This is a genomic window from Alcanivorax sp. P2S70, assembly GCF_000475295.1.
GTDB classification, from domain to species: Bacteria; Pseudomonadota; Gammaproteobacteria; order Pseudomonadales; family Alcanivoracaceae; genus Alcanivorax; species Alcanivorax profundi.
Map to the genome: position 1 here is coordinate 1 of NZ_AXBZ01000042.1, position 19,880 is coordinate 19,880.

A 19,880-nucleotide genomic window follows, 5' to 3' on the forward strand; every position below is an offset into this window, starting at 1 on the left:
CGGTCCCCCCCCCCCCCCTTAGGAGTCCATGCTCGCATGGCGATCCCCGCGCAGCGGGGGCCATTGCCAACGGCAACGCACTCTCCTCGCCAAGGCTCGGAAGCATGACCCCCCTTCAGGTAAGCCTCAACCCCGGCAGGAGCGGCGCTCGAGCCGCGAATCCTCAACCCTAAACAAACCTCTGAAGCGTATTCATTTATTTGCGCTCGAAGATTGTGTACATTCGGAACTGCATCACGGAATGCATAACCAATAACAATCAGCCCGCCAGGAAGGCGAGGTGATCGAACAAGAGGGGAAAGGATGCCTGGCAGACCCTGTCCACATGGTTGCCTTGCTGGCGCCACAGCGGTGAGCCGCAATGCTCTTGCGTGCCGCATTGGCAGTGCGTCTCTTGTGAGAGAGCGAGGCTGATCTGCCATGGCCACCGTCATCCCCAATATCAGCACCCTGCGCGGCATGACCGCGGGCGAGCGCCGCCTGGGGCAGCGGCTGGAAACGCTGCTGGAGGATGATTACACCGTCTGGTATGACACCCCGGTGGGGCGCAACCGACGCTACCCCGATTACATCATTCTTCATCCCGGTCGTGGCTTGCTGTTTTTGGAGGTGAAGGATTGGAAGCTGGATACCCTCAAAAAGATCACCCCGCGCGATGTGGAGATCTTTACTCCCGATGGTCTGAAGACTGTCACCAATCCCCTGCAGCAAGCTCGCCAATGTGCGCTCACTGCCATCAAGAAACTGCAGCGCGATGAGCATCTGCAGCAAACGTCGGCACAGCACCAAGGCAAGCTCTGTTTCCCGTGGGGTTATGGGGTGGTGTTTCCCAATATCACCCGCAAGCAATGGAATGAGGCCATCAGTGAAGAGCACCAGGAACTGGTGCTGCCGCCACACCGGCTGATCTGCCGGGATGAAATGACCGCCACCGCCGACCCGGAAGTCTTCCAGGAACAGCTGTGGGCCATGTTCGATTACACCTTCGGCGACAAACTCAGCCTGCCGCAGATTGATCGCATCCGCTGGAACCTGTTTCCGGAAATCCGCATCAACGCGCCTCAGCAGGGGTTGTTTGATGAAGACGATGAGGCTGATGAAGAAAGCGAGCAGGGCAGCATGCAAGGGCGGGGCAATAACACAGGCAATGGAGCCATGGCGGAGCGCCAACCCGGCTACAACGCTATCCCCGATATCGTCCGCGTCATGGACCTGCAGCAGGAACAACTGGCCCGCAGCATGGGCGAGGGTCACCGGGTCATCCATGGTGTGGCAGGGTCCGGCAAGACGCTGATCCTCGGCTACCGCTGCCTGCACCTGGCCCAGGCCGTGACCAAACCGATTCTGGTGCTGTGTTTCAACATTACCCTGGCCGCCCGGCTGCGCAGCTTTATTGCCGAAAAGGGTATCGAAGAGAAAGTGCAGGTGCACCACTTCCATGAATGGTGTGGTCGGCAATTGCAAACCTACAACGTGGATCTGATCCCCGCCACGCCAGAGTTGCAACCATGGGAACGGCAAGTGGAGACGGTGATTCGGGCCGTGGACAAGGGGCAGATCCCCCGTGCCCAATACAGCGCGGTCATGATCGACGAAGGCCACGATTTCGAGCAGGACTGGTTGGCCCTGATCGTGCAGATGATCGACCCGGACACCAACTCCCTGCTGCTGCTTTATGACGATGCTCAGTCCATCTACAAGAAGCGAAGTCTCAAATTCCCCCTGTCCAGCGCCGGCATACAGGCTCGTGGGCGTACCACCATTCTGAAACTGAATTACCGCAACACCCGCGAGATCCTCAGCTACGCCTACGATTTCGCCAAGGACTTCCTGCAAGCGCATGACGCCGACGACGACCACATTCCCCTGATTGCCCCGGAAATGGCCGGCACCAGCGGTCCGGCCCCGGCATTCCGCAAGTTCGATACCTTCAACGACGAAGCCCACTACATCGCGCGGTGCATTCGCAAATGGCACCAGAACGGCCAGCTGCTTAACAACATCGCCGTGATCTACGGTTACAACTGGCAGGCCGAGACCCTGCAAAGGGCCCTCAAACGGGAAAACATTCCCCATGCTTGGCTGAAAGACAACGCCAGCAAAAAAGCCTACGACGCCAATGCTGACCGGATTGCGTTACTCACCCGGCAAAGTAGTAAGGGGCTGGAGTTCGACACCGTGGTGTTGGCGGGGTTGGGGGGATTGAAGGATGAGGAGGAGAATCTGGAGAGCGAGGTAAGACTGCTGTATGTGGGGATGACAAGGGCAAGGCAGCAGTTGTTGTTGACTGGGAGTGGAGGAAATTGGTTTGTGGGAAGGTGTGGTGGGTAGTTGAGTTGTGGCACGGGGCAAGACCTGACCCCATTGTCCTGGCGCTGTCCAGTTGTGGTGGGGCGGTTGCCCAGGAGAGGGGGGATGAGGATGGGTATGAGATTTAGTGAGAGTGCGGTGGGAAACGGGAGGCCAGGCCTCTGTTGTAATCTGTTTATCTTTGAAACTTTAAGGAAGTAAGTGTGAAAGCCGAAAATTCAGAATCGCCATCAATACAGCCTTCAAATTCTGCGCACGCTGTAGAACATCGATCGTTTATGACCAAGGTGTTTGAATGGATTTTGCTGGGGGGGATTTCGTTCACCTTTTTATGGAATTGGGATGGATTCTGGCAGACGGACATCAGACCTCTCAATCAATTTCTGATCGGCGCTTTCCCTGAGAAGGTTTCGGAGGAGCAGGCCAAAACAACCAATATGAAGCAAAACAGCGCCTATATAGAGATGCTGCAGGAAAAATACGATCGAGTATTAATTAACCGGGATGATCTGGAAACGAAGCTAGACGAGATCAGAACTAATTCGACGGAGAAGTGTGAATATCTGGATTCTGCCATTCGAATGTTTGATATTGCGACCAGAGATTTGTCTCCAGAGGCAAAAGCACAAAAGATTGCCTGCACTAACTCCAAGTGCGATGACATCATGACCAATAGGTCGAATATTTCTCATGTTTGCTCGGGCATTGCCTTGTAGTTTCCTTGTTGGTCAGGAATCTTGAATTCCCATATGAGGTTAGATTTCGGATAAATGGGAAATGGGAGACCTGACCCCATTGTTTCTCCAAAGCTGTGGGACTGGATAAAAAAGAAAAGGAAAAAAAGATAACAAAAAGATAAGGACACCCATCCAATGACGATGAATGGAGTGTTCCGGGACGGGGCGCTGGTTCAATAGTATCCTTTCCTTCTGCGCACCTTTTGCGTTGAGCTTATCGATAACCCTTTTGGTGGTGAGCAGACTGCCGGTTTCCCGTTGCATCAATCCACCCCTGTTTCAGTTGTGAAAAATCGCTATGACGACCTCGTTAGATTGCCTGTATTCCTTTCGCCGCTGCCCCTATGCCATGCGCGCCCGGCTGGGCATTTTGTTTGCGGGTTTGAAGGTAGAGCTGCGGGAAGTGACCCTGAAAAACAAGCCTGCGCAAATGCTGGCGATAAGCCCTAAGGGAACCGTGCCGGTTTTGCAGCTTGCCGATGGTGCTGTCATTGAAGAAAGCCGGGACATCATGGTGTGGGCGCTGGAGCAGCAGGATCCACAGGGGCTGTTGGACGCAACGATCGTGCCTCAGGCGAATGACCTGATTGAGCAAAACGATAATGAGTTCAAGTATTGGCTGGATCGCTATAAATACGCCGACCGCCATGTCGAGATGACCCAGACCGAGTATCGGCAACGAGGGGAGGCCTTTCTTCAGGTCCTGGAATCGTTGCTGGAGAAAAGCGCCTACCTGCTTGGGGAAGCGCCGAGCATAGCGGATATTGGCATCATGCCGTTTGTTCGCCAATTCGCCCATGTAGATCGTGATGTGTTTAGCCTGCTGCCTTACCCGAATCTGCAGCGGTGGTTACAGCACTGGCTGGAGCACCCTCTATTTCTTCAAACCATGGTCAAGCTGCCGGTATGGCAGGAGGGCGATGATGTGATGGTGTTTCCTTCCTGAGCCTGAGTGAAAACCAGAGATGTGTGCCACAACAGCACAACAGGACACCCATCAATTGAAAAGAAAAAAGAAAAAAGGACACCCAGGAAATGCCAGATTTCCTACAGATCTAATCGGTGTTCGCTGATGGAGGTCTGTCCATAAGGACAGTATGGTTTGGGTCATGGATCAGCATGGAGGCGACCATGACACGAGCGCGTTATCAGCAGGTTTCCCTTGAGGAAACGCCGTATTACCACTGTATTTGCCGTTGTGTGCGCAGGGCTTTCTTGTGTGGGTGGGATCATTACTCTGGCCAGGATTATGAGCATCGCAGGCAATGGGTGGTGGAGCGCCTGGCGACGCTGGTTGAGGTATTTGCGATTGATCTGTGTGCCTATGCGGTGATGTCCAATCACTACCATGTGGTGTTGAGGGTAGATCAGGGCAGGGCGCAAGGTTGGTCTTGTCGGGAGGTGGCGGCACAGTGGATGCGGCTGTTTTCTGGGCCGCCGCTGGTAAAGCGATGGCTAAGGGACGAGACCTGCGAAGCCGAAACCTTGAAAGCCCTGGAAATCGTGGAGCAATGGCGCTGTCGGTTATATGACCTTGGCTGGTTCATGCGCTGTCTGAACGAACATCTGGCCCGGCGAGCCAACGAAGAAGACGGCTGCAAGGGCCGCTTCTGGGAAGGTCGCTACAAAAGCCAGGCGCTGCTGGACGAGAAAGCCGTGGTGGGCTGTATGGCATATGTGGACCTTAACCCTGTTCGTGCCGGCATGGCTGCGACACCCGAAGCTTCCGATTTCACCTCTCTCCAGCAGCGAAGCCGCGCTGTCCTGAATCTGCCATCCACTGACAAGCTCCCAGCGCTGTTACCCATGGTGGATGCAGAACATATCCAAACGGATGACGACGCCACTGTATGCCCTATGCGTTTGATGGATTATCTGGTGTTGGTCGATGCCACAGGCAGGGTCATGCGTGAAGACAAACGTGGGGCCATCGATAGCGCTGCGGCGAATATTCTTGAGCGCATGGGTATTGATGCGCGCGCCTGGGTGACGCACATGGGGCCCCGGAAGCGGAGAACGCCGCTGGCGGTGGGACCGATAGTGAAGGTGAAGGCCTTTGCGGAGGCGACGGGGCGGCGTTGGATTGCCGGGCAGTATTCGTCCTGGGCTCTTGGATAAAGCTGGGGAAATAAATTTATGGGTGTCCCAACTTGGAAAGCAGTTTGTCTATGGTTGGTTGATTTTTGATCATTTATTTGCGTTTGTGATCTATGTACACTTGGAACTGATAACCAGTACAAAGCAGCCTGGGCGGGATGGCTGTGGTGAATTCAGGACAAGGGGAAAGAACTCTGGGCGATTTTTCTCACTCTGCTGTTGCCGACAGATGGTGCAAACCAGTGGTGTGCATGCCCCTCTGCCTCTCTCTTTCATGCGTTGGAGAAAATAACCTGTGGCATTGAGATTGCGCCTGATCAAGGCAGTGCTGGAGTGTTTTTTGTGGATTAGACATCCCAAAATGGTGCTGTACTTTATTCGCCGGACTGGCTTCTTGCCTAACATGTTTTGTCCTCAAACGGTGAATGACAAGTTTCTCTGGAGGAAACTTTTCGATCATGACCCACGTTTTGTCATCCTTTCCGATAAGTTGGCTTGTAAGGAGTGGGTAGAGGCGAGAGTGCCAGAGCGTCTGAAAATGGCATCGGTGCGGTGGGTTGGAGATTCCGCTGAATCCATTCCCCGGGGTTTGCTGAAAGGGGCTGCACTTATGAAGGCCAATCATGGCAGCGAGACGAATCTTTTCCTAAGGGATAACCGTTTTTCCGACGAAAAAATCGAGTCTACGATACAGAGCTGGTTGGCCTACGATCACGGAAAGGCGCATCGCGAGTGGGCGTATTCACGTGTAGAACGAAAAATTTTTATTGAGGATGAGATTACTCCGCAGTTTGGTGAGCTGGAGGAGATAAAGGTTTTTACCCATGGTTCAGATGTTGTCCGCTTGCATCACATCGGCGATCGTTTTAACGGGAAGTGGGCAAATTGTTGGAATGTTGCAGCCGATGGCACCATGAAGCTCAGCACAGAACAGGGGCGTGTCGGCCCCCCTAATCCAGGAAAGGCATTGCCGAACAAAGTGGAAGAAGCTGTTGCTTTGGCCAAACAGCTTGGCGCTGAGTTCGATCAACTCCGAGTGGATTTTATTTTTGATGGTGAAGCATTGTGGCTGGGAGAGTTAACGGTTTATAACGAGGCTGGCTATGTGTACCCGCCTGCCGCGAACGATCCTGAATCACGTTTTTCGCAGGCATGGGATATCAGGAACACCTTTTTTCTGAGTCACCAGCACCGGTCTGGCTTCAAGCGACTATATGCGTCGGCACTGAAACAGTACCTGGCGGCGTCTTCATTTCGGGAGATTGCCCCGAACAGTATGACCGAGAGCTGAGATCTCCAAGGCAAGGCTTTCCCTTTTCAAAATAGCCCGTAGGGATGCCTGCTTGTATTCAACTCGAGTAGGGTTTGCTGCGTGCTCGGGAAAAACTCAATTTGTACTCGATTTTTTGTGATGCTTCCTGCGGTTTGATTCTGACCGTTCTGAGTAAGGGCAGTATCCTGATTGCCAATCTTTCCAGACCTTCATCGGCTGATTTGATTTCAATATCTTCAAGATAGCCCGTTGGCATGAAGTTCAGTTCCACCACAATCCTGCCGCCCAGCATCGGGTTTGACCGGAGCTCATGCTGGTAAAAATAGTTTAACGCCATCCCCTTTTTGTCTATCTGAGCCCGGATCAAGGCCTGCTGATCATCATCTGAAGGGACTTTTTTAACCTCGGTGTGCGCGTTGTTTAATATCGTTGCAAGCTTATCCCAAAGGGCTTGGGCCTCTTCTTTGGTGCTGTGATCGGGCTCGCCCTGTGAGAGTAGCCAGCCCAAATCTTCCACTGTTTTACGCATCAGTACGTCAACGCTACTCAGAGTGCGGTTGCTTGCATTCGGCTGCAGGTTTGTCCGTATCAACTGAATATCCTTTTCCGTTTGGGAAAGGTCAATCTCTCCGGCGAACGCCGGTAACGCGAGAAGGGCGGTAAAGAGGGTAGTGATGACGTATTTCATGCGGTGGTGATGGTTTTTTTTGCTTATTCTACACATCCCCAAAAGAAAAACCCCGGCGGATAAGCCGGGGTTTTTGGTTCCCAGTCCTGCCCTTGTGAGGCGGGGCCGGAAATTGGCATCCGCGCCTGAGGCCGGAACGAGTCCGGCGTCAGGCGGCGGTGTCAGGCTTTATACACGTTCAATGACGGTAGCGATACCCTGACCCAGGCCGATACACATGGTGGCGAGACCCAGTTGGCCATCTTTCCATTCCATGACGTTCAGCAGGGTGCCGGTGATACGCGCACCGGAGCAACCCAGTGGGTGACCCAGGGCGATGGCGCCACCGTTCAGGTTCACTTTCTCTTCCATCTTGTCCAGCAGCTTCAGGTCCTTGGCCACCGGCAGTGACTGAGCAGCGAACGCTTCGTTCAGCTCCACGTAGTCAATGTCGTCGATGGTCAGGCCTGCACGGGCCAGCGCCTTCTGGGTGGCCGGTACCGGACCGTAACCCATGATGGCGGCATCACAGCCGGCAACGGCCATGGAGCGGATCTTGGCGCGGGGCTTCAGGCCCAGGGCCTGGGCACGCTCGGCGCTCATGACCAGCATGGCGGACGCACCGTCAGACAGCGCAGAGGAAGTACCGGCAGTGACGGTACCGTTGGCCGGATCGAATACCGGACGCAGTTTCTGCATGTCTTCGATGCTGGCACCGGGACGGATCACTTCGTCGATTTCACACAGGACCTTGTTGCCTTCCTGATCATGACCTTCGATCGGCACGATCTCGTTCTTCCAGCGACCTTCCTGGGTAGCTTCCCAGGCCAGACGGTGGGAACGCACGCCGAACTCGTCCTGCTGCTCACGGCTGATGCCGTGCATTTTGCCCAGCATTTCCGCGGTCAGGCCCATCATGTTGGATGCCTTGGCGGTAACCTTGGAGATCTCCGGGTTGATGTCGACCCCGTGATCCATGGCGACGTGACCCATGTGCTCAACACCACCGATCACGAAGGTGTCGCCGTTACCGGTCATGATGGCTTGGGCGGCAGTGTGCAGCGCCTGCATGGAAGAACCACACAGACGGTTCACGGTCTGGGCAGCGCTGGTGCGCGGCAGGCCGGCCAGCATGGCGATGTTACGGGCGATGTTCATGCCCTGTTCTTTGGTCTGGTTAACACAGCCCCAGATCACGTCTTCAGTGAGCTGGGTGTCCCAGTTGGGGTTACGCGCCATCAGCGCTTGTACCAGCTGGGCAGACAGTTTCTCGGCACGCACGTGACGGAACTGGCCATTACGGCTCTTGCCCATGGGAGTACGGACCGCGTCGACGATGACTACGTCATTCGGATTCAAGCTCATATCTATATCTCCAGTGTCCGTGGCTTAGGCGAAGAAAGACTCGCCCTTGGCGGCCATGTCTTTGAGCATCTGCGGTGCTTCGTAGATGCCACCCAGGTGCGCGTACTTGTCGCACAGCTCAACAAACGCTTTCGCGCCGATGCTGTCGATGTAGCGCAGCGGACCACCACGGAAGGGAGGGAAGCCGATGCCGTAGATCATGGCCATGTCGGCCTCGGCAGCGGAACCTACGATGTTGTCTTCCAGGCAGCGAACGGTTTCGGTGCACATCGGAATCATCATGCGGGCGATGATTTCCTCGGCGTCGAATTCCCGGGTCTCGGCCACGTGCGGCTTGATCAGTTCCCAGGTCTTCTCGTCGACAACCTTCTTCGGCTTGCCTTTCTTGTCGGTTTCGTAGCGGTAGAAGCCGACACCGTTCTTCTGGCCATAACGCTCGTTTTCGAACATTACCGTGGAGACATCCTTGAAGTCGTACTGCATACGCTCCGGGAAGCCTTCTGCCATGACCTGGGCAGCGTGTACGCCGGTGTCGATACCGACCACGTCCATCAGGTAGGCCGGGCCCATGGGCCAGCCAAACTTCTGCATGACTTTATCCACGGCTTCGAAGTCTGCACCGTCACGCATCAGCATGCCGAAGCCGCCGAAGTACGGGAACAGAACGCGGTTAACCAGGAACCCGGGGCAATCGTTAACGACGATCGGGTTCTTGCCCATTTTCTGGGCGTAGGCCACCAGGCTCGCGACGGTTTCGTCAGAGGTCTTCTCACCACGGATCACTTCTACCAGCGGCATCATGTGTACCGGGTTGAAGAAGTGCATACCGGCGAAGTCCTGCGGACGCTCCAGCGCTTCAGCCAGCTTGGTGATGGAGATGGTGGAGGTGTTAGAGGCCAGAACGGTGCCTTCCTTCACTTTGCCTTCGGTTTCGGCCAGTACGGACTGCTTGATCTTCTGGTTCTCAACAACGGCTTCAACGATCACGTTGACGTCGTCGAAGTCGCCGTAGTTCAGGGTCGGACGGATGGCAGACAGGACTTTGCCCATCTTGGCGGCATCCATCTTGCCTTTGCTGACACGCTTGGCGAGCAACTTGGAGGCTTCGTTCATGCCCAGGTCCAGCGCCTTGTCGGCGATGTCCTTCATGATGATCGGGGTGCCTTTGAGGGCAGACTGGAAAGCGATACCGCCACCCATGATGCCGGCGCCCAGAACGGCGGCCTGGTTGATTTCACCAGCGCCTTTGGCGGTCTTGCCGTTCACTTTCTTCACAGCCTGATCAGCCAGGAACAGACCTACCAGCGCGGTGGCTTGCGGGGTCTTGGCGATCTTGGCGAAGCCTTTGGCTTCCACTTCCAGGGCCTGGTCGCGGTTCATGCCAGCAGCGGTCTGCATGGCTTTCACGGCGGCAACCGGAGCCGGGTAGTTCTTGCCAGCCTGACCCATGACCATGGCCATGCAGGTCTGGAAGGCCATCATGTTTTCCATGGGCGGCAGCTTCAGGGGCTCGAGCTTTTCCTGGCGCTTGGCGCGGAAGTCGATCTTGCCTTCCAGGCACTGCTTGACCAGCGCGATGGCGGCATCGTTCAGTTTGTCGTGAGCGACAACGGCATCGGCAACACCCACTTTCAGGGCCTTGTCGGCACGGTGCTGACCGCCAGCGGCGATCCACTCAACGGCGTTGTCCACGCCCACCAGACGCGGCAGACGCACGGTGCCGCCGAAGCCCGGGAACAGGCCCAGCTTCACTTCCGGCAGACCGACCTGGGCCTTCTCGCTCAGTACGCGGAAGTCCGCAGCCAGACACATTTCCAGGCCGCCACCCAGGGCGATGCCATTCACGGCAACCACTTTGGGAATGTCCAGATCTTCAAAGGCATTGAAGACCTTGTTGGATTTCAGACACCAGCCGGCGATTTCGTCTTCCGGCAGTTTGAACATGTCTGTGAATTCGGTGATGTCGGCGCCAACGATGAAAACCCCTTTGCCGGAGGTCACGATCAGGCCCTTGATGTCGTTGTTGCCTGCAATGGCGTCGACAGCCTTACCGAGATCTTCCACGGTTTCCTGGTTGAACTTGTTGACGGATTCGCCCTGAAGATCGAACTTCAGTTCGGCGATGCCGTCGTCAAGCAGTTGTACGCTTACGGCGTTGCCTTGATAGATCATAGCGTTTGCTCTCCAGTCCCAAAGTACGCGACACAATAGGCCGCTTTGGTAGTGCCTCTTCTGCCCCTGTTTACCGGTAAAGGTCCCCGCAAATGGGAGAGGCGACGTGATTCATGTGAGTGTTTGCTTACATAAATCAACGAACTTGTAGGCCCGCAAGTATAGGGAAGGTGAATGACTTTTTTAGCCCTAATTTGTGACTAATTAGTCGGGGTGCTTCCCGGCCTGCAGTGGTTGATGAAAAAAGCATCACTTGCTCCTTGTGATAGCGAGGAATGGCGGTGCGTTAGTGCCGTCTTGTCCCAACCATGGCAGACTGCGCCAAACATCATTCATGCCGCTCCCCCTCACCTGCAGGGGAAGGGAGGGGCGGTTCTCCCAGGTCTCCGAGCGCGTCCATGCCCATCGACAAACTTGCCTTGCCCAATATCACTCGCCGGCCGCAGTACACGCCGGACTGGCCGGATGTGCCGCCGCTGCTGGCGCGGATTCTGGCCGGGCGAGGGGTGGACGACCCGTCGCAGCTGGAGCTGGCGCTCAAGCGCTTGCCCCATCCGCAAGCCTTCAACGGGTTGCGTGGGGCCGTGGCGTTGCTGTTACAAGGGCGAACCGATAACTGGCGTATCTGTATTGTGGGCGACTACGACGCCGACGGCGCTACTGCTACCACTTTGATGGTGCGCGGGCTGCAGGCGCTGGGGTTTCCGCGTCCGGATTTTCTGGTGCCAGACCGGTTTGAATACGGCTATGGCCTGTCGCCGGCCATCGTGGAACTCGCCGAGCAGCAATTCCACCCCGACCTGATCATCACCGTGGATAACGGCATTGCCAGTGTGGATGGCGTGGCCGCCGCTCGCGCCCGGGGCATGCGCGTGCTGATTACCGACCACCATCTGCCCGGCGATACATTGCCTGAGGCCGATGCGCTGGTGAACCCGCGCTTGCCCGGCTGTGAAGATTTCCCGGCGGCAAACCTGGCCGGGGTCGGGGTGGCCTTTTATCTATTGATGGATCTACAGCGTGCCTTGCGCGAGCAGGGCGTGCAGTCGCAGCCGCCGATCACCGACTTGCTGGATTTGGTGGCGCTGGGCACGGTTGCCGACGTGGTGGTGCTGGATGACGCCAACCGCGTGCTGGTGGAGCAGGGCCTGCGACGCATTCGTGCCGGCAAGGGCTGTGCAGGGATTCGGGCGCTGTTGCAGGTGGCCGGACGTGACCCCGGCCGGGTGCTGGCCGCCGACATGGGCTTTGCCGTGGGCCCGCGCCTGAATGCGGCGGGACGGCTGTCGGACATGACCCACGGGATCGCCTGCCTGTTGGCCGAGACCGACGCTGAAGCCATGGAGATGGCCCAGGAGCTGGACACCATCAACCGCGAACGCCGCTCCATTGAGCAGGGCATGCGCGATGCGGCCATGGAAGAGGTGAACCGACTGGATGCCGACAACCTGCCCGCCGGCCTGTGCCTGTACGGCAAGGAATGGCACGAAGGGGTGGTGGGGATCCTGGCCTCCCGCGTAAAAGAGGCGATTCATCGGCCCGTGATTGCCTTCGCCCCGGCTCAGCAGCAGGGCACCTTGAAGGGTTCTGGCCGGTCGATTCCTGGCTTGCATCTGCGTGATGCCCTGGACGCGGTGGCCACCGCCAACCCCGGTTTGCTGAGCAAGTTCGGTGGCCATGCCATGGCGGCGGGTTTGTCGCTGGAGCGTGACCGGCTGGAGGATTTCAAGGTGGCGTTCGATAAGGCGGTGGCGGACTTGCTCTCTCCCAAAGCACTGGAGCGGGTAGTGGAAACCGACGGGCCGCTGAGCGACCAGGACCTGACCCTGAGCAATGCGGAATTACTGAGCCACCGTTTCCCCTGGGGCCAGGGATTCCCGGCGCCGTGCTTTGACGGCGAGTTCGAGGTGTTGAAGCACCGCATCGTGGGGGAGCGCCACCTGAAACTGACCCTGGGCCTGCCCGGCGTGCGTGGCGTAATTGATGCCATCCATTTCAATGTGCCGGTGGAGGCCCTGCCGAGCCGAATCACCCGGGTGCGCGGTGTCTATCGACTGGAAGTGAATGAATTCCGTGGCCAGCGTAATCCGCAACTCTTGTTTGAGCACCTGATCCCGGTCTGACCCGCCGGGTTATTCCCCGCTGCCGTCGGTGGCGACCACAAAGCGATGCCGGCCGGTGCCCTTGGCGGTATACAGGGCCTCGTCGGCCATTCTCACCAGATCGCTGTGATGATTTTCCGGGGTGGGTGTCACGGTGGCGATGCCCACGGACAGGGTGACATGCTCGGCTGCCCGGGCTCGGGCATGGGGAATCTGCAGGGCATCCACGGCGGCAATCAGGCGGTGGGCAATGGCGCTTAGCCCCTCGGCGTCGGTGCCGGGGAACAGGGCGACGAACTCCTCGCCCCCATACCGGGCGATAAAATCCGATCCACGCAGGGCCTGGCTGCCCAGGGCGTTGGCGACCCGCAGTAGGCAATCGTCGCCAACCTGGTGCCCGTAGTAATCATTGAAAGCCTTGAAGTCGTCGATATCCATGAACATCAGGTTCACGGGCTTGCCTTCGCGCATGGCCAGCTTCCACTGCATGTCCAGCATCTCGTCGAAGTGGCGGCGATTGGGCAGCCCGGTCAGTTTGTCGCTGCGGGACGCCTGGGCCAGGGTTTCGGACAAGGTTTCCAGTTGCTCCTTCTCCTGCTCCAGCAGTTGCGATTGCAGGAACACCGTCCGTTCGCGACTGTCCTGGATAAACCCGAGCAAGTAACCGATCACCAGAGAGCCGCCGGCAAAATAGATCTGACGGTCCAGGTCCATGTTCAGGCCAAATAGCCAGGCCATCACCGGGGTGGTGACCAAGGTGGCAATCACCCAGGCGGCCGCCTGTTTCACAGGCAACCGGGCAATGGTGAACGCGGCGATGGTGATAAAGATAATGGCGTACTCAGAGACGCTTTTTTGCCTGGCACTGTCTGGTAGCGCCAGGCTGACAAAATGCATGGCCAGCAGAGTCACCGCTGCCGCCAGCCCGTTGAACTTGTTGATGTGAGGAGCAAGGCGAGGCAGGCGCAATACACAGACAGGCAACATGACCGCCACGAAAATGACCACATTAAGCTGGTTGATCAGCGTGTGGTATTCCCCGGCCATAAAGAAGCCAAGGACACAAAAGGCGGTAACGGTCAGGGCGACCCAGGGCCAGTAGGCACGCTGCATGGTTAGCGTCAGTGTTTGCGCCTGTTCGCGGTAGCGTGCTTCCAGGGGGGCGGGGAAGCGGGCGCGGGTGCCACGCGGGTCGTCCAGCAGTGCCCGCAACTGCGTCTTGTGTTGTTCGCCATGGGGATCGCGAGCAGAGTCCATTGCCGTGGCCACAGTGCCTGGGGCGGCGGTTTCGGGTGACACCGACGATCTACTCTGCGGAGGTTGAGACATGGCTTATTGTTGTCATTATCCGTTTAGGGCAAGGCATCTCTGGCCGCTATGGTATCAAACTACCATCACGGAGAGGGGTGACCGAAAAGATCAGAGTACGAATGGCGGTATTTTCGGATGGCCGAGTGTAGGGCGTGCACAGCCGTGGGGGGAAAGGCGGCGCCGGGGTAATCGACACCGGCGCCAGGTTTTGCCGGGTTAATGAATTTCGATGCGTCGTTGGCCGTGGCCATGCTGCTCACGGCGGGGCAAGGTCAGGGTCAGGACACCGTTGTGGAAGACGGCTTCCATCTGTTCGCCATCGGCATCGGCGGGCAGTGACAGCATGCGCTGGAACTGGCCGTACCGGCGTTCGCTGTAGTGGTAGCCATCACGGTCGGATTCCTCAATGGCTTGTTTGTGGCCGGCAATCTGTAGCCGGTCGTTATCCAGAGTGACCGTGACCGCCTGTTTGTCCACACCGGGAAGCTCGGCGGTGATCAGGTAGTGATCGTCGCGCTCGAGAATATCCAGGTTGGGGCGGAAAGGAATGTTGGGTTCTGCCCGCGGGGCGGGGGTGGTCCATGCCATGTCGCCCAGCATTTGCTCAAACCAGTTATCGAATTCCCGTTCCCAGCGTAGCAGTGGGTGCCCGGGCTGGCGTTGGGGGAGCGGGCGTTCACGGCTGCTTTCCTGTCGCAGCCAGTTCCAGGGTGTCATCTTGTGCATATCCATCGCATAACCTCCTGTTGTGTCAGGGTGACACTATCTTTGTGAGGCATGAGTGGGGAGCTTTCAATGGTGTTTTGATGAAATTTTAACCGATTTCGCGGCCGGCCCCCTTGTATCCGACGGCCGGGGCTGTCACAGATAGATGGGAACACTTTCATGACCGATAAGGAGAGCTGTCATGTCCGATCATCATGTGTACAAGAAAGTGGAACTGGTAGGGTCCTCAAAAAAGAGCATCGAGGATGCGATTGAAAACGCCCTCTCCACTGCCAGCAAGAGCCTGGAACTTACCGAGTGGTTCGAGGTGACAGAAACCCGCGGGCATATCGTGGATGGCAAGGTGGGCCACTATCAGGTGTGCCTGAAAGTGGGCTTCCGGATCTCGGGATCCTGAGGAGAATCAGCTACGCGCTAAAAAAAACCGCACCCTTTCGGGTGCGGTTTTTTTAAGGCTTGAAGGGGGGCTCGCAGCTCAAGGCTCGCAGCTGCTTTTCGCCTTTATACCACTTCCAGCCCCAGCGAGCGCTGGCATACCCGTGCGGTACGGATGGTGTGCAGCTGCTTGGGCGACAGATCATCTGGCAGTTCCACGGTGCTGTGGTCCTGGTGGATCTTGATCGGGCCGATCAAGCGGCTGGGTAGCTTGGCTTCGTTGGCGATGGCGCCCACGATGTTGCCCGGCTTCACACCGTGGTCGTGACCGACCTGAATGCGGTAACGACGCATGGGCTTGTCGTTGCGACGCTTGGCGCCACGAGGGCCACCGCGGTCATCACGACCATTGGCGCGGCGTTCGCGACGCTCACGGGGTTCACGAGACTCGCGCGGTTCCTTCACGAACTTGGGTTCTTTCAGGATCAGCGGCTCGCGGTGGAACATGGCGGACGCCAGCGCCACAGCCATGTCTTCGCCGGCCAGGTCCATGCTGTCCATGAGCTGTTTCACCAGCGCACGGGTTTCGTCGATGTTGCCATCCTGCAGACGGGTGGCCAGCTGCTCCTGGAAGCCCGCGATACGCTTGGCGTTCAGGTCATCCACGGACGGCAACGCCATTTTCTCGATGCGCTGACGGGTCACACGCTCGATCTGGCGCAGCACGTGCTGCTCACGGCGGCTCACGAACAGAATCGCATCGCCTTCACGGCCGGCACGACCGGTACGGCCGATACGGTGCACGTAGGCTTCCGGGTCGCCGGGCATGTCGTAGTTGATCACGTGGGTGATGCGCGGCACGTCCAGACCCCGGGCGACCACATCGGTGGCGACCAGCAGATCGAAACGCTTGTCTTTCAGACGCTGTACGGTTTTTTCACGCTGCTGTTGCTGCATGTCGCCATTCAGGGCGTCGGCGCGCAGGTTGCGACGGTTGAGCTGTTCTGCCAGCTCCAGGGTTGCCTGCTTGGTGCGCACGAATACGATCACGGCATCGTGGTCTTCCGCTTCCAGAATACGGCTTAGGGCGTCCAGCTTGTTGAGGCCGGCCACCGGCCAGAAACGCTGGCGAATGGTGGTAGAGGTGGTCGCGGAACCGCTGTCGATCTGTACTTTTTGCGGGTTTTTCAGGTGCTGGTCAGCAACCTTGCGAATCACCGGCGGCATGGTGGCGGAGAACAGGGCCAGCTGGCAGTCAGACGGAGTGCGCTCGAGTACCCACTTCACGTCATCAATAAAGCCCATGCGCAGCATTTCGTCGGCTTCATCCAGCACCAGGGCTTTCAGGTGGTCCAGTTTCAGGGAGCCGCGTTCCATGTGATCCATGACGCGGCCGGGGGTGCCGACAATCACCTGGGCGCCGCCACGCAAGCCTTTCAGCTGGGTGCGGTATTCACCGCCACCGTAAATGGGCAGCACCTGCAGGCCTTTGATATCGGCAGCAAATTCTTCACAGGCAGTGGCGACCTGGATAGCCAGTTCGCGGGTGGGAGCCAGGATCAGCATCTGCGGTTCACGCAGGTTAGCGTCCAGGCGGGCAAGCAGGGGCAGGGCGAAGGCAGCGGTTTTACCGGTACCTGTCTGGGCCTGACCCAGCAAATCGTGGCCATCGAGCAACAGCGGGATGGCTTGCGCCTGAATCGGCGACGGCTCTTCGAAGCCCTGACGGGCGATCGCAGAGAGCAATACCTCGGGTAGGCCAAGACTGGCGAACCCGGCACGGGAATCTGACATGATTTACCTATGTATAGGAGGGATGGGCCGGGCACAGGCCGGCGAGGAGCGCGGATTGTACGCGCGTGGGGGTGAAATTGCACGATATTTCACCAGTTAAGCCCGTTGGCTTTGTCACCATGAGGGAGGGGATTGCCCCCAAGCCCTTGTCATCACTGGCCCCGGGCCGTCAGTCAGCCATTTCCGGGGACTGACAATAGTGCTCCAGTGCCACAATTTCGTCACACAAATCGGATACCAGGGTGCCGGTGTGCTCCCGGTCTGAGCCGGTTTTGAGCGCTTCCTCCAGGGCTTTCGCCGCCGCCTCCAGTCGTGGGGTGCCGCAGTATCGGGTGGCGCCGTGGAGTTTGTGGACTTTTTCCAGCAGGGCGTCGTCGTCTTCACTGTCGAAGGCAGCGGAAATGGCAGGCCTGTCGGTGTTCAGACTGGTGAGCAGCATTTCCAGCATTTCCCCTGCCAGCTCCTCACGGCCCCCTGCGCGGCGGTGGGCCAGCTGGGCATCGAACACAGGCCTGTTTTCGTCAGGTGCAGCCTCTGAGGTGGGGGCCAGATCGTCGTGGGTGGTTTTCAGTACCCATTTTTCCAGAGTGTGCCGCAGCTGGTTTTCGCTGATGGGCTTGCTCAGGTAGTCGTCAAGCCCGCTGTCCAGCAGTTCACGTCGCTCGCTTTCCAGTGCATGGGCTGTCAGAGCGACGATGGGCGTGTGATTCCCGGCAGTTTCCTGCTCGCGCAGCCGGGCGGTGGTGGTCTTGCCGTCCATGCCGGGCATCTGGATGTCCATGAACACCAGATCAAAAGATTCATCGCGGAACGCTTTCAGGGCGGCCTCACCACCGTCGCAGGCCGTCACCGTGGCGCCCAGTTCTTCCAGGAATACCTTCGCCAGTTTGAGATTGCCGGGATGGTCATCCACCACCATGACATTGACCGGGTAATCCAGCGGCTCGCAATGCCGGTCGTCCAGCAGTATCTGGCCGGTGTTCTCTCCATGGATGGCTAACATGGCATTCAGTAGCCGTTGTCGGGTGGCGGGTTTGCCCTGCACCTGACAATGGGGGTAGTCCTCCAGCCAACGGGAAACGGTTTCCGGGTTATTGCTCAGCGCCAACATGGGTTGGCCAAGTGCGGCCAGGTTATCGACGATCTGGCGTAAATTGGGTTCGTTGGCCACGGCGGGCAGGCCGACCACCAAAAAGTCGCTGCGGGTCAGTTCACCGCGGTCCACGGCGTCCATCATTGCATTCAGGTCGTGGTATTCGCGGATCGACATCTGCCAATGACTGAGCATGTGGTAGAGCCCGAGCCGACCGTATTCATCCGTTTCTACCAGGGTGACGGTGCGGCCTGTCAATTCCTGACTGAACAGGGCGGGACGTTGTTTAGGATCCCGCTCGGTGCGCAGCGTAAACCAGAAGGTGGAGCCGCTGCCCGGGGTGCTTTCAATGCCGATTTCGCCACCCATGCCTTCTACCAGCCGCTTGCTGATAGCAAGCCCAAGGCCGGTGCCACCTTCGTGGCGCTGGGCACTCTGATCTGCCTGGGTAAAGGCCTGGAACAGGCTTTTCTGGTCTTCCGGACTCAGGCCGTTGCCGGTATCGGTGACGGTGAGTTTGATTATGGCCTCGGCGCCGCGGTCTTCTTCGAGCATGGCGCGCACGACCACCGAGCCTTTTTCCGTGAACTTGATGGCGTTACTGACCAGGTTGGTCAGGACCTGGCGGATACGTTGGGCGTCTCCGAGCAGGTTCACTGGCACATCGGAATAAATGATCGCCGCCTGTTCCAGCCCCCGCTCCTGGGCCATGGGGGCCAGCATGGTTTGGACGTCTTCGATCAAGTCGTGCAGGTTGAGCGGGGTATGTTCCAGAGACAGTTTGCCGGCTTCGATTTTGGAGAAATCGAGAATGTCGTTAATGATCGCCAGCAGGGATTTGGCGCTTTTGTGAATGGTGTTGAGATAGTCCTGCTGGCGCGGGCTCATGCTGGATTTTTCCAGCAGCTTGGTGAACCCGAGGATGCCATTGAGTGGGGTGCGGATTTCGTGGCTCATGTTCGCCAGGAATTCCGATTTGATCTGGCTGGCTTTCAGGGCTTCTTTGCGGGCCATATCCAGTTCGATGTTCTGGATCTCGATGGTTTCCAGTGTTTCTCGAAGATCCTGGGTGGCCTGGTCAACGTTCTGTTGCAGTTCGGTCTGGGCATCGTCCAGGGCCAGTACCATCTGGCGCAGAGCGGTTTCCAGTTCGCCCAGTTCACCGGTGGCTCCGGTCTGAATGTGAGTGTCCAGATCGCCGTCGCGGATACGGCGCACTGCGGCACCCAGTTCGCCAAGGGGTTTGGTCAGCTGGCGGCTGAATCGCATTGCCGGGATCATGGCGAGCAGAATCACTGCGAGCATGATCAGAACCAGGGTGATCCCGCCTTCCAGAATTGCAATGTATTGACCGTCCCGGGAAAACTCTACCGTCAGGGTGGCGGCTACACCGGGCTGGATCTGACGACTGAGTTGCCAGCTGCTATCGGTGAGAGTGCGCAGCCCGGTAACCGTGGTTTGCTGTCGGGTGGCAGGGCGCAAGCGGGGGCCGGCATGAATGGGAGGCCGATCGTCAGCAAAGGTCAGCACGGCGGCGCGCACGTTTGGCTCTTCCAGGATACCGCGCAGCAGCCGTTCCTGACCGGCCCGATGGTTATCCGGCAGGCTTTCCAGACGCGCCGCAAAACTGTCGGTAATCAGCTGCTGGCGCTGTGCATTGGTGTCACGCAGTTCCAGTACATGGTTTACCAGCGCATAGCCACCCACCACCAGGGCTGCCAGCAGGGAAGGCAGAATGGCCATGTACATCAAGCGTGAGCGCAGACTGGGTGTACTCATGAATCCCCGGCATCCTTGTTTTTCTCCATTATGCCGAAGTTGCCGTTAACTGCCATGAATCCCGTCGCGTTGCCTGCGC

General features: G+C 57.8%; 14 protein-coding genes. 7 read left to right on the forward strand and 7 right to left on the reverse strand.

Annotation, left to right across the window (positions count from 1 at the left end; translation table 11 throughout):
* The first annotated feature begins 420 nt into the window (after positions 1-420).
* From Q672_RS29760 to Q672_RS29785, 5 genes are all read left to right on the forward strand, one after another.
* Positions 421-2,331, forward strand: coding sequence for a 3'-5' exonuclease (locus Q672_RS29760; RefSeq protein ID WP_022986177.1), 1,911 nt, complete (start codon positions 421-423; stop codon positions 2,329-2,331).
* A 182-nt stretch (positions 2,332-2,513) separates the two neighbouring features.
* Complete coding sequence (locus tag Q672_RS29765; protein WP_152521840.1) at positions 2,514-3,026, forward strand: hypothetical protein; 513 nt, start codon at positions 2,514-2,516, stop codon at positions 3,024-3,026.
* Between the two features lie 319 nt (positions 3,027-3,345).
* Positions 3,346-3,993 (forward strand): glutathione S-transferase, encoded by a 648-nt coding sequence (locus tag Q672_RS29775; RefSeq protein WP_022986180.1) that lies wholly within the window; start codon positions 3,346-3,348, stop codon positions 3,991-3,993.
* A gap of 185 nt (positions 3,994-4,178) precedes the next feature.
* Positions 4,179-5,165, forward strand: coding sequence for a hypothetical protein (locus Q672_RS29780; RefSeq protein ID WP_022986181.1), 987 nt, complete (start codon positions 4,179-4,181; stop codon positions 5,163-5,165).
* A 286-nt stretch (positions 5,166-5,451) separates the two neighbouring features.
* Entirely contained in the window at positions 5,452-6,435 is a 984-nt protein-coding gene (locus Q672_RS29785) for an ATP-grasp fold amidoligase family protein (protein ID WP_152521841.1), read from the forward strand.
* A 58-nt stretch (positions 6,436-6,493) separates the two neighbouring features.
* Here Q672_RS29785 and Q672_RS29790 read toward each other — a convergent pair whose 3' ends face one another.
* The 3 genes from Q672_RS29790 to fadB all read right to left on the reverse strand — a co-directional run bounded on the left by Q672_RS29790 (position 6,494) and on the right by fadB (position 10,621).
* A complete protein-coding gene (locus Q672_RS29790; RefSeq protein WP_022986183.1) occupies positions 6,494-7,105 on the reverse strand; it encodes a hypothetical protein in 612 nt (203 codons plus the stop codon).
* Between the two features lie 168 nt (positions 7,106-7,273).
* Complete coding sequence (fadA, locus tag Q672_RS29795) at positions 7,274-8,449, reverse strand: acetyl-CoA C-acyltransferase FadA (protein ID WP_022986184.1); 1,176 nt, start codon at positions 8,447-8,449, stop codon at positions 7,274-7,276.
* Positions 8,450-8,473: 24 nt separating this feature from the next.
* Positions 8,474-10,621 (reverse strand): fatty acid oxidation complex subunit alpha FadB, encoded by a 2,148-nt coding sequence (fadB, locus tag Q672_RS29800; protein ID WP_022986185.1) that lies wholly within the window; start codon positions 10,619-10,621, stop codon positions 8,474-8,476.
* A gap of 398 nt (positions 10,622-11,019) precedes the next feature.
* Here fadB and recJ point away from each other — a divergent pair, with 398 nt between their 5' ends.
* Entirely contained in the window at positions 11,020-12,744 is a 1,725-nt protein-coding gene (recJ, locus tag Q672_RS29805) for a single-stranded-DNA-specific exonuclease RecJ (RefSeq protein WP_022986186.1), read from the forward strand.
* A 9-nt stretch (positions 12,745-12,753) separates the two neighbouring features.
* Here the strand turns inward: recJ and Q672_RS33850 are convergent, their stop codons facing one another.
* Both Q672_RS33850 and Q672_RS29810 read right to left on the reverse strand, forming a co-directional pair.
* Positions 12,754-13,980 carry a GGDEF domain-containing protein gene (locus Q672_RS33850; protein WP_022986187.1) on the reverse strand — a complete coding sequence of 409 codons (1,227 nt, stop codon included), beginning with the start codon at positions 13,978-13,980 and terminating at the stop codon, positions 12,754-12,756.
* A 270-nt stretch (positions 13,981-14,250) separates the two neighbouring features.
* Positions 14,251-14,766, reverse strand: a complete 516-nt coding sequence (locus tag Q672_RS29810) for an Hsp20/alpha crystallin family protein (RefSeq protein WP_022986188.1) — start codon at positions 14,764-14,766, stop codon at positions 14,251-14,253.
* A gap of 175 nt (positions 14,767-14,941) precedes the next feature.
* On the opposite strand from Q672_RS29810, the gene Q672_RS29815 reads away from it, so the two are divergent.
* Positions 14,942-15,157 (forward strand): dodecin, encoded by a 216-nt coding sequence (locus Q672_RS29815; RefSeq protein ID WP_022986189.1) that lies wholly within the window; start codon positions 14,942-14,944, stop codon positions 15,155-15,157.
* A gap of 104 nt (positions 15,158-15,261) precedes the next feature.
* On the opposite strand, the gene Q672_RS29820 is transcribed toward Q672_RS29815, so the two are convergent.
* Both Q672_RS29820 and Q672_RS29825 read right to left on the reverse strand, forming a co-directional pair.
* Positions 15,262-16,929, reverse strand: coding sequence for a DEAD/DEAH box helicase (locus tag Q672_RS29820; protein ID WP_022986190.1), 1,668 nt, complete (start codon positions 16,927-16,929; stop codon positions 15,262-15,264).
* A gap of 169 nt (positions 16,930-17,098) precedes the next feature.
* Complete coding sequence (locus tag Q672_RS29825) at positions 17,099-19,801, reverse strand: response regulator (RefSeq protein ID WP_022986191.1); 2,703 nt, start codon at positions 19,799-19,801, stop codon at positions 17,099-17,101.
* Between the last annotated feature and the right edge of the window lie 79 nt (positions 19,802-19,880).

Coding starts and splice junctions, on each gene's coding strand:
- Q672_RS29820 (WP_022986190.1), bottom strand. CDS start 16,929: ATGTCAGATTCCCGTGCCGGGTTCGCCAGTCTTGGCCTACCCGAGGTA.
- Q672_RS33850 (WP_022986187.1), bottom strand. CDS start 13,980: ATGGACTCTGCTCGCGATCCCCATGGCGAACAACACAAGACGCAGTTG.
- fadB (WP_022986185.1), bottom strand. CDS start 10,621: ATGATCTATCAAGGCAACGCCGTAAGCGTACAACTGCTTGACGACGGC.
- Q672_RS29810 (WP_022986188.1), bottom strand. CDS start 14,766: ATGGATATGCACAAGATGACACCCTGGAACTGGCTGCGACAGGAAAGC.
- Q672_RS29780 (WP_022986181.1), top strand. CDS start 4,179: ATGACACGAGCGCGTTATCAGCAGGTTTCCCTTGAGGAAACGCCGTAT.
- Q672_RS29775 (WP_022986180.1), top strand. CDS start 3,346: ATGACGACCTCGTTAGATTGCCTGTATTCCTTTCGCCGCTGCCCCTAT.
- Q672_RS29790 (WP_022986183.1), bottom strand. CDS start 7,105: ATGAAATACGTCATCACTACCCTCTTTACCGCCCTTCTCGCGTTACCG.
- Q672_RS29825 (WP_022986191.1), bottom strand. CDS start 19,801: ATGAGTACACCCAGTCTGCGCTCACGCTTGATGTACATGGCCATTCTG.
- fadA (WP_022986184.1), bottom strand. CDS start 8,449: ATGAGCTTGAATCCGAATGACGTAGTCATCGTCGACGCGGTCCGTACT.
- Q672_RS29815 (WP_022986189.1), top strand. CDS start 14,942: ATGTCCGATCATCATGTGTACAAGAAAGTGGAACTGGTAGGGTCCTCA.
- Q672_RS29760 (WP_022986177.1), top strand. CDS start 421: ATGGCCACCGTCATCCCCAATATCAGCACCCTGCGCGGCATGACCGCG.
- recJ (WP_022986186.1), top strand. CDS start 11,020: ATGCCCATCGACAAACTTGCCTTGCCCAATATCACTCGCCGGCCGCAG.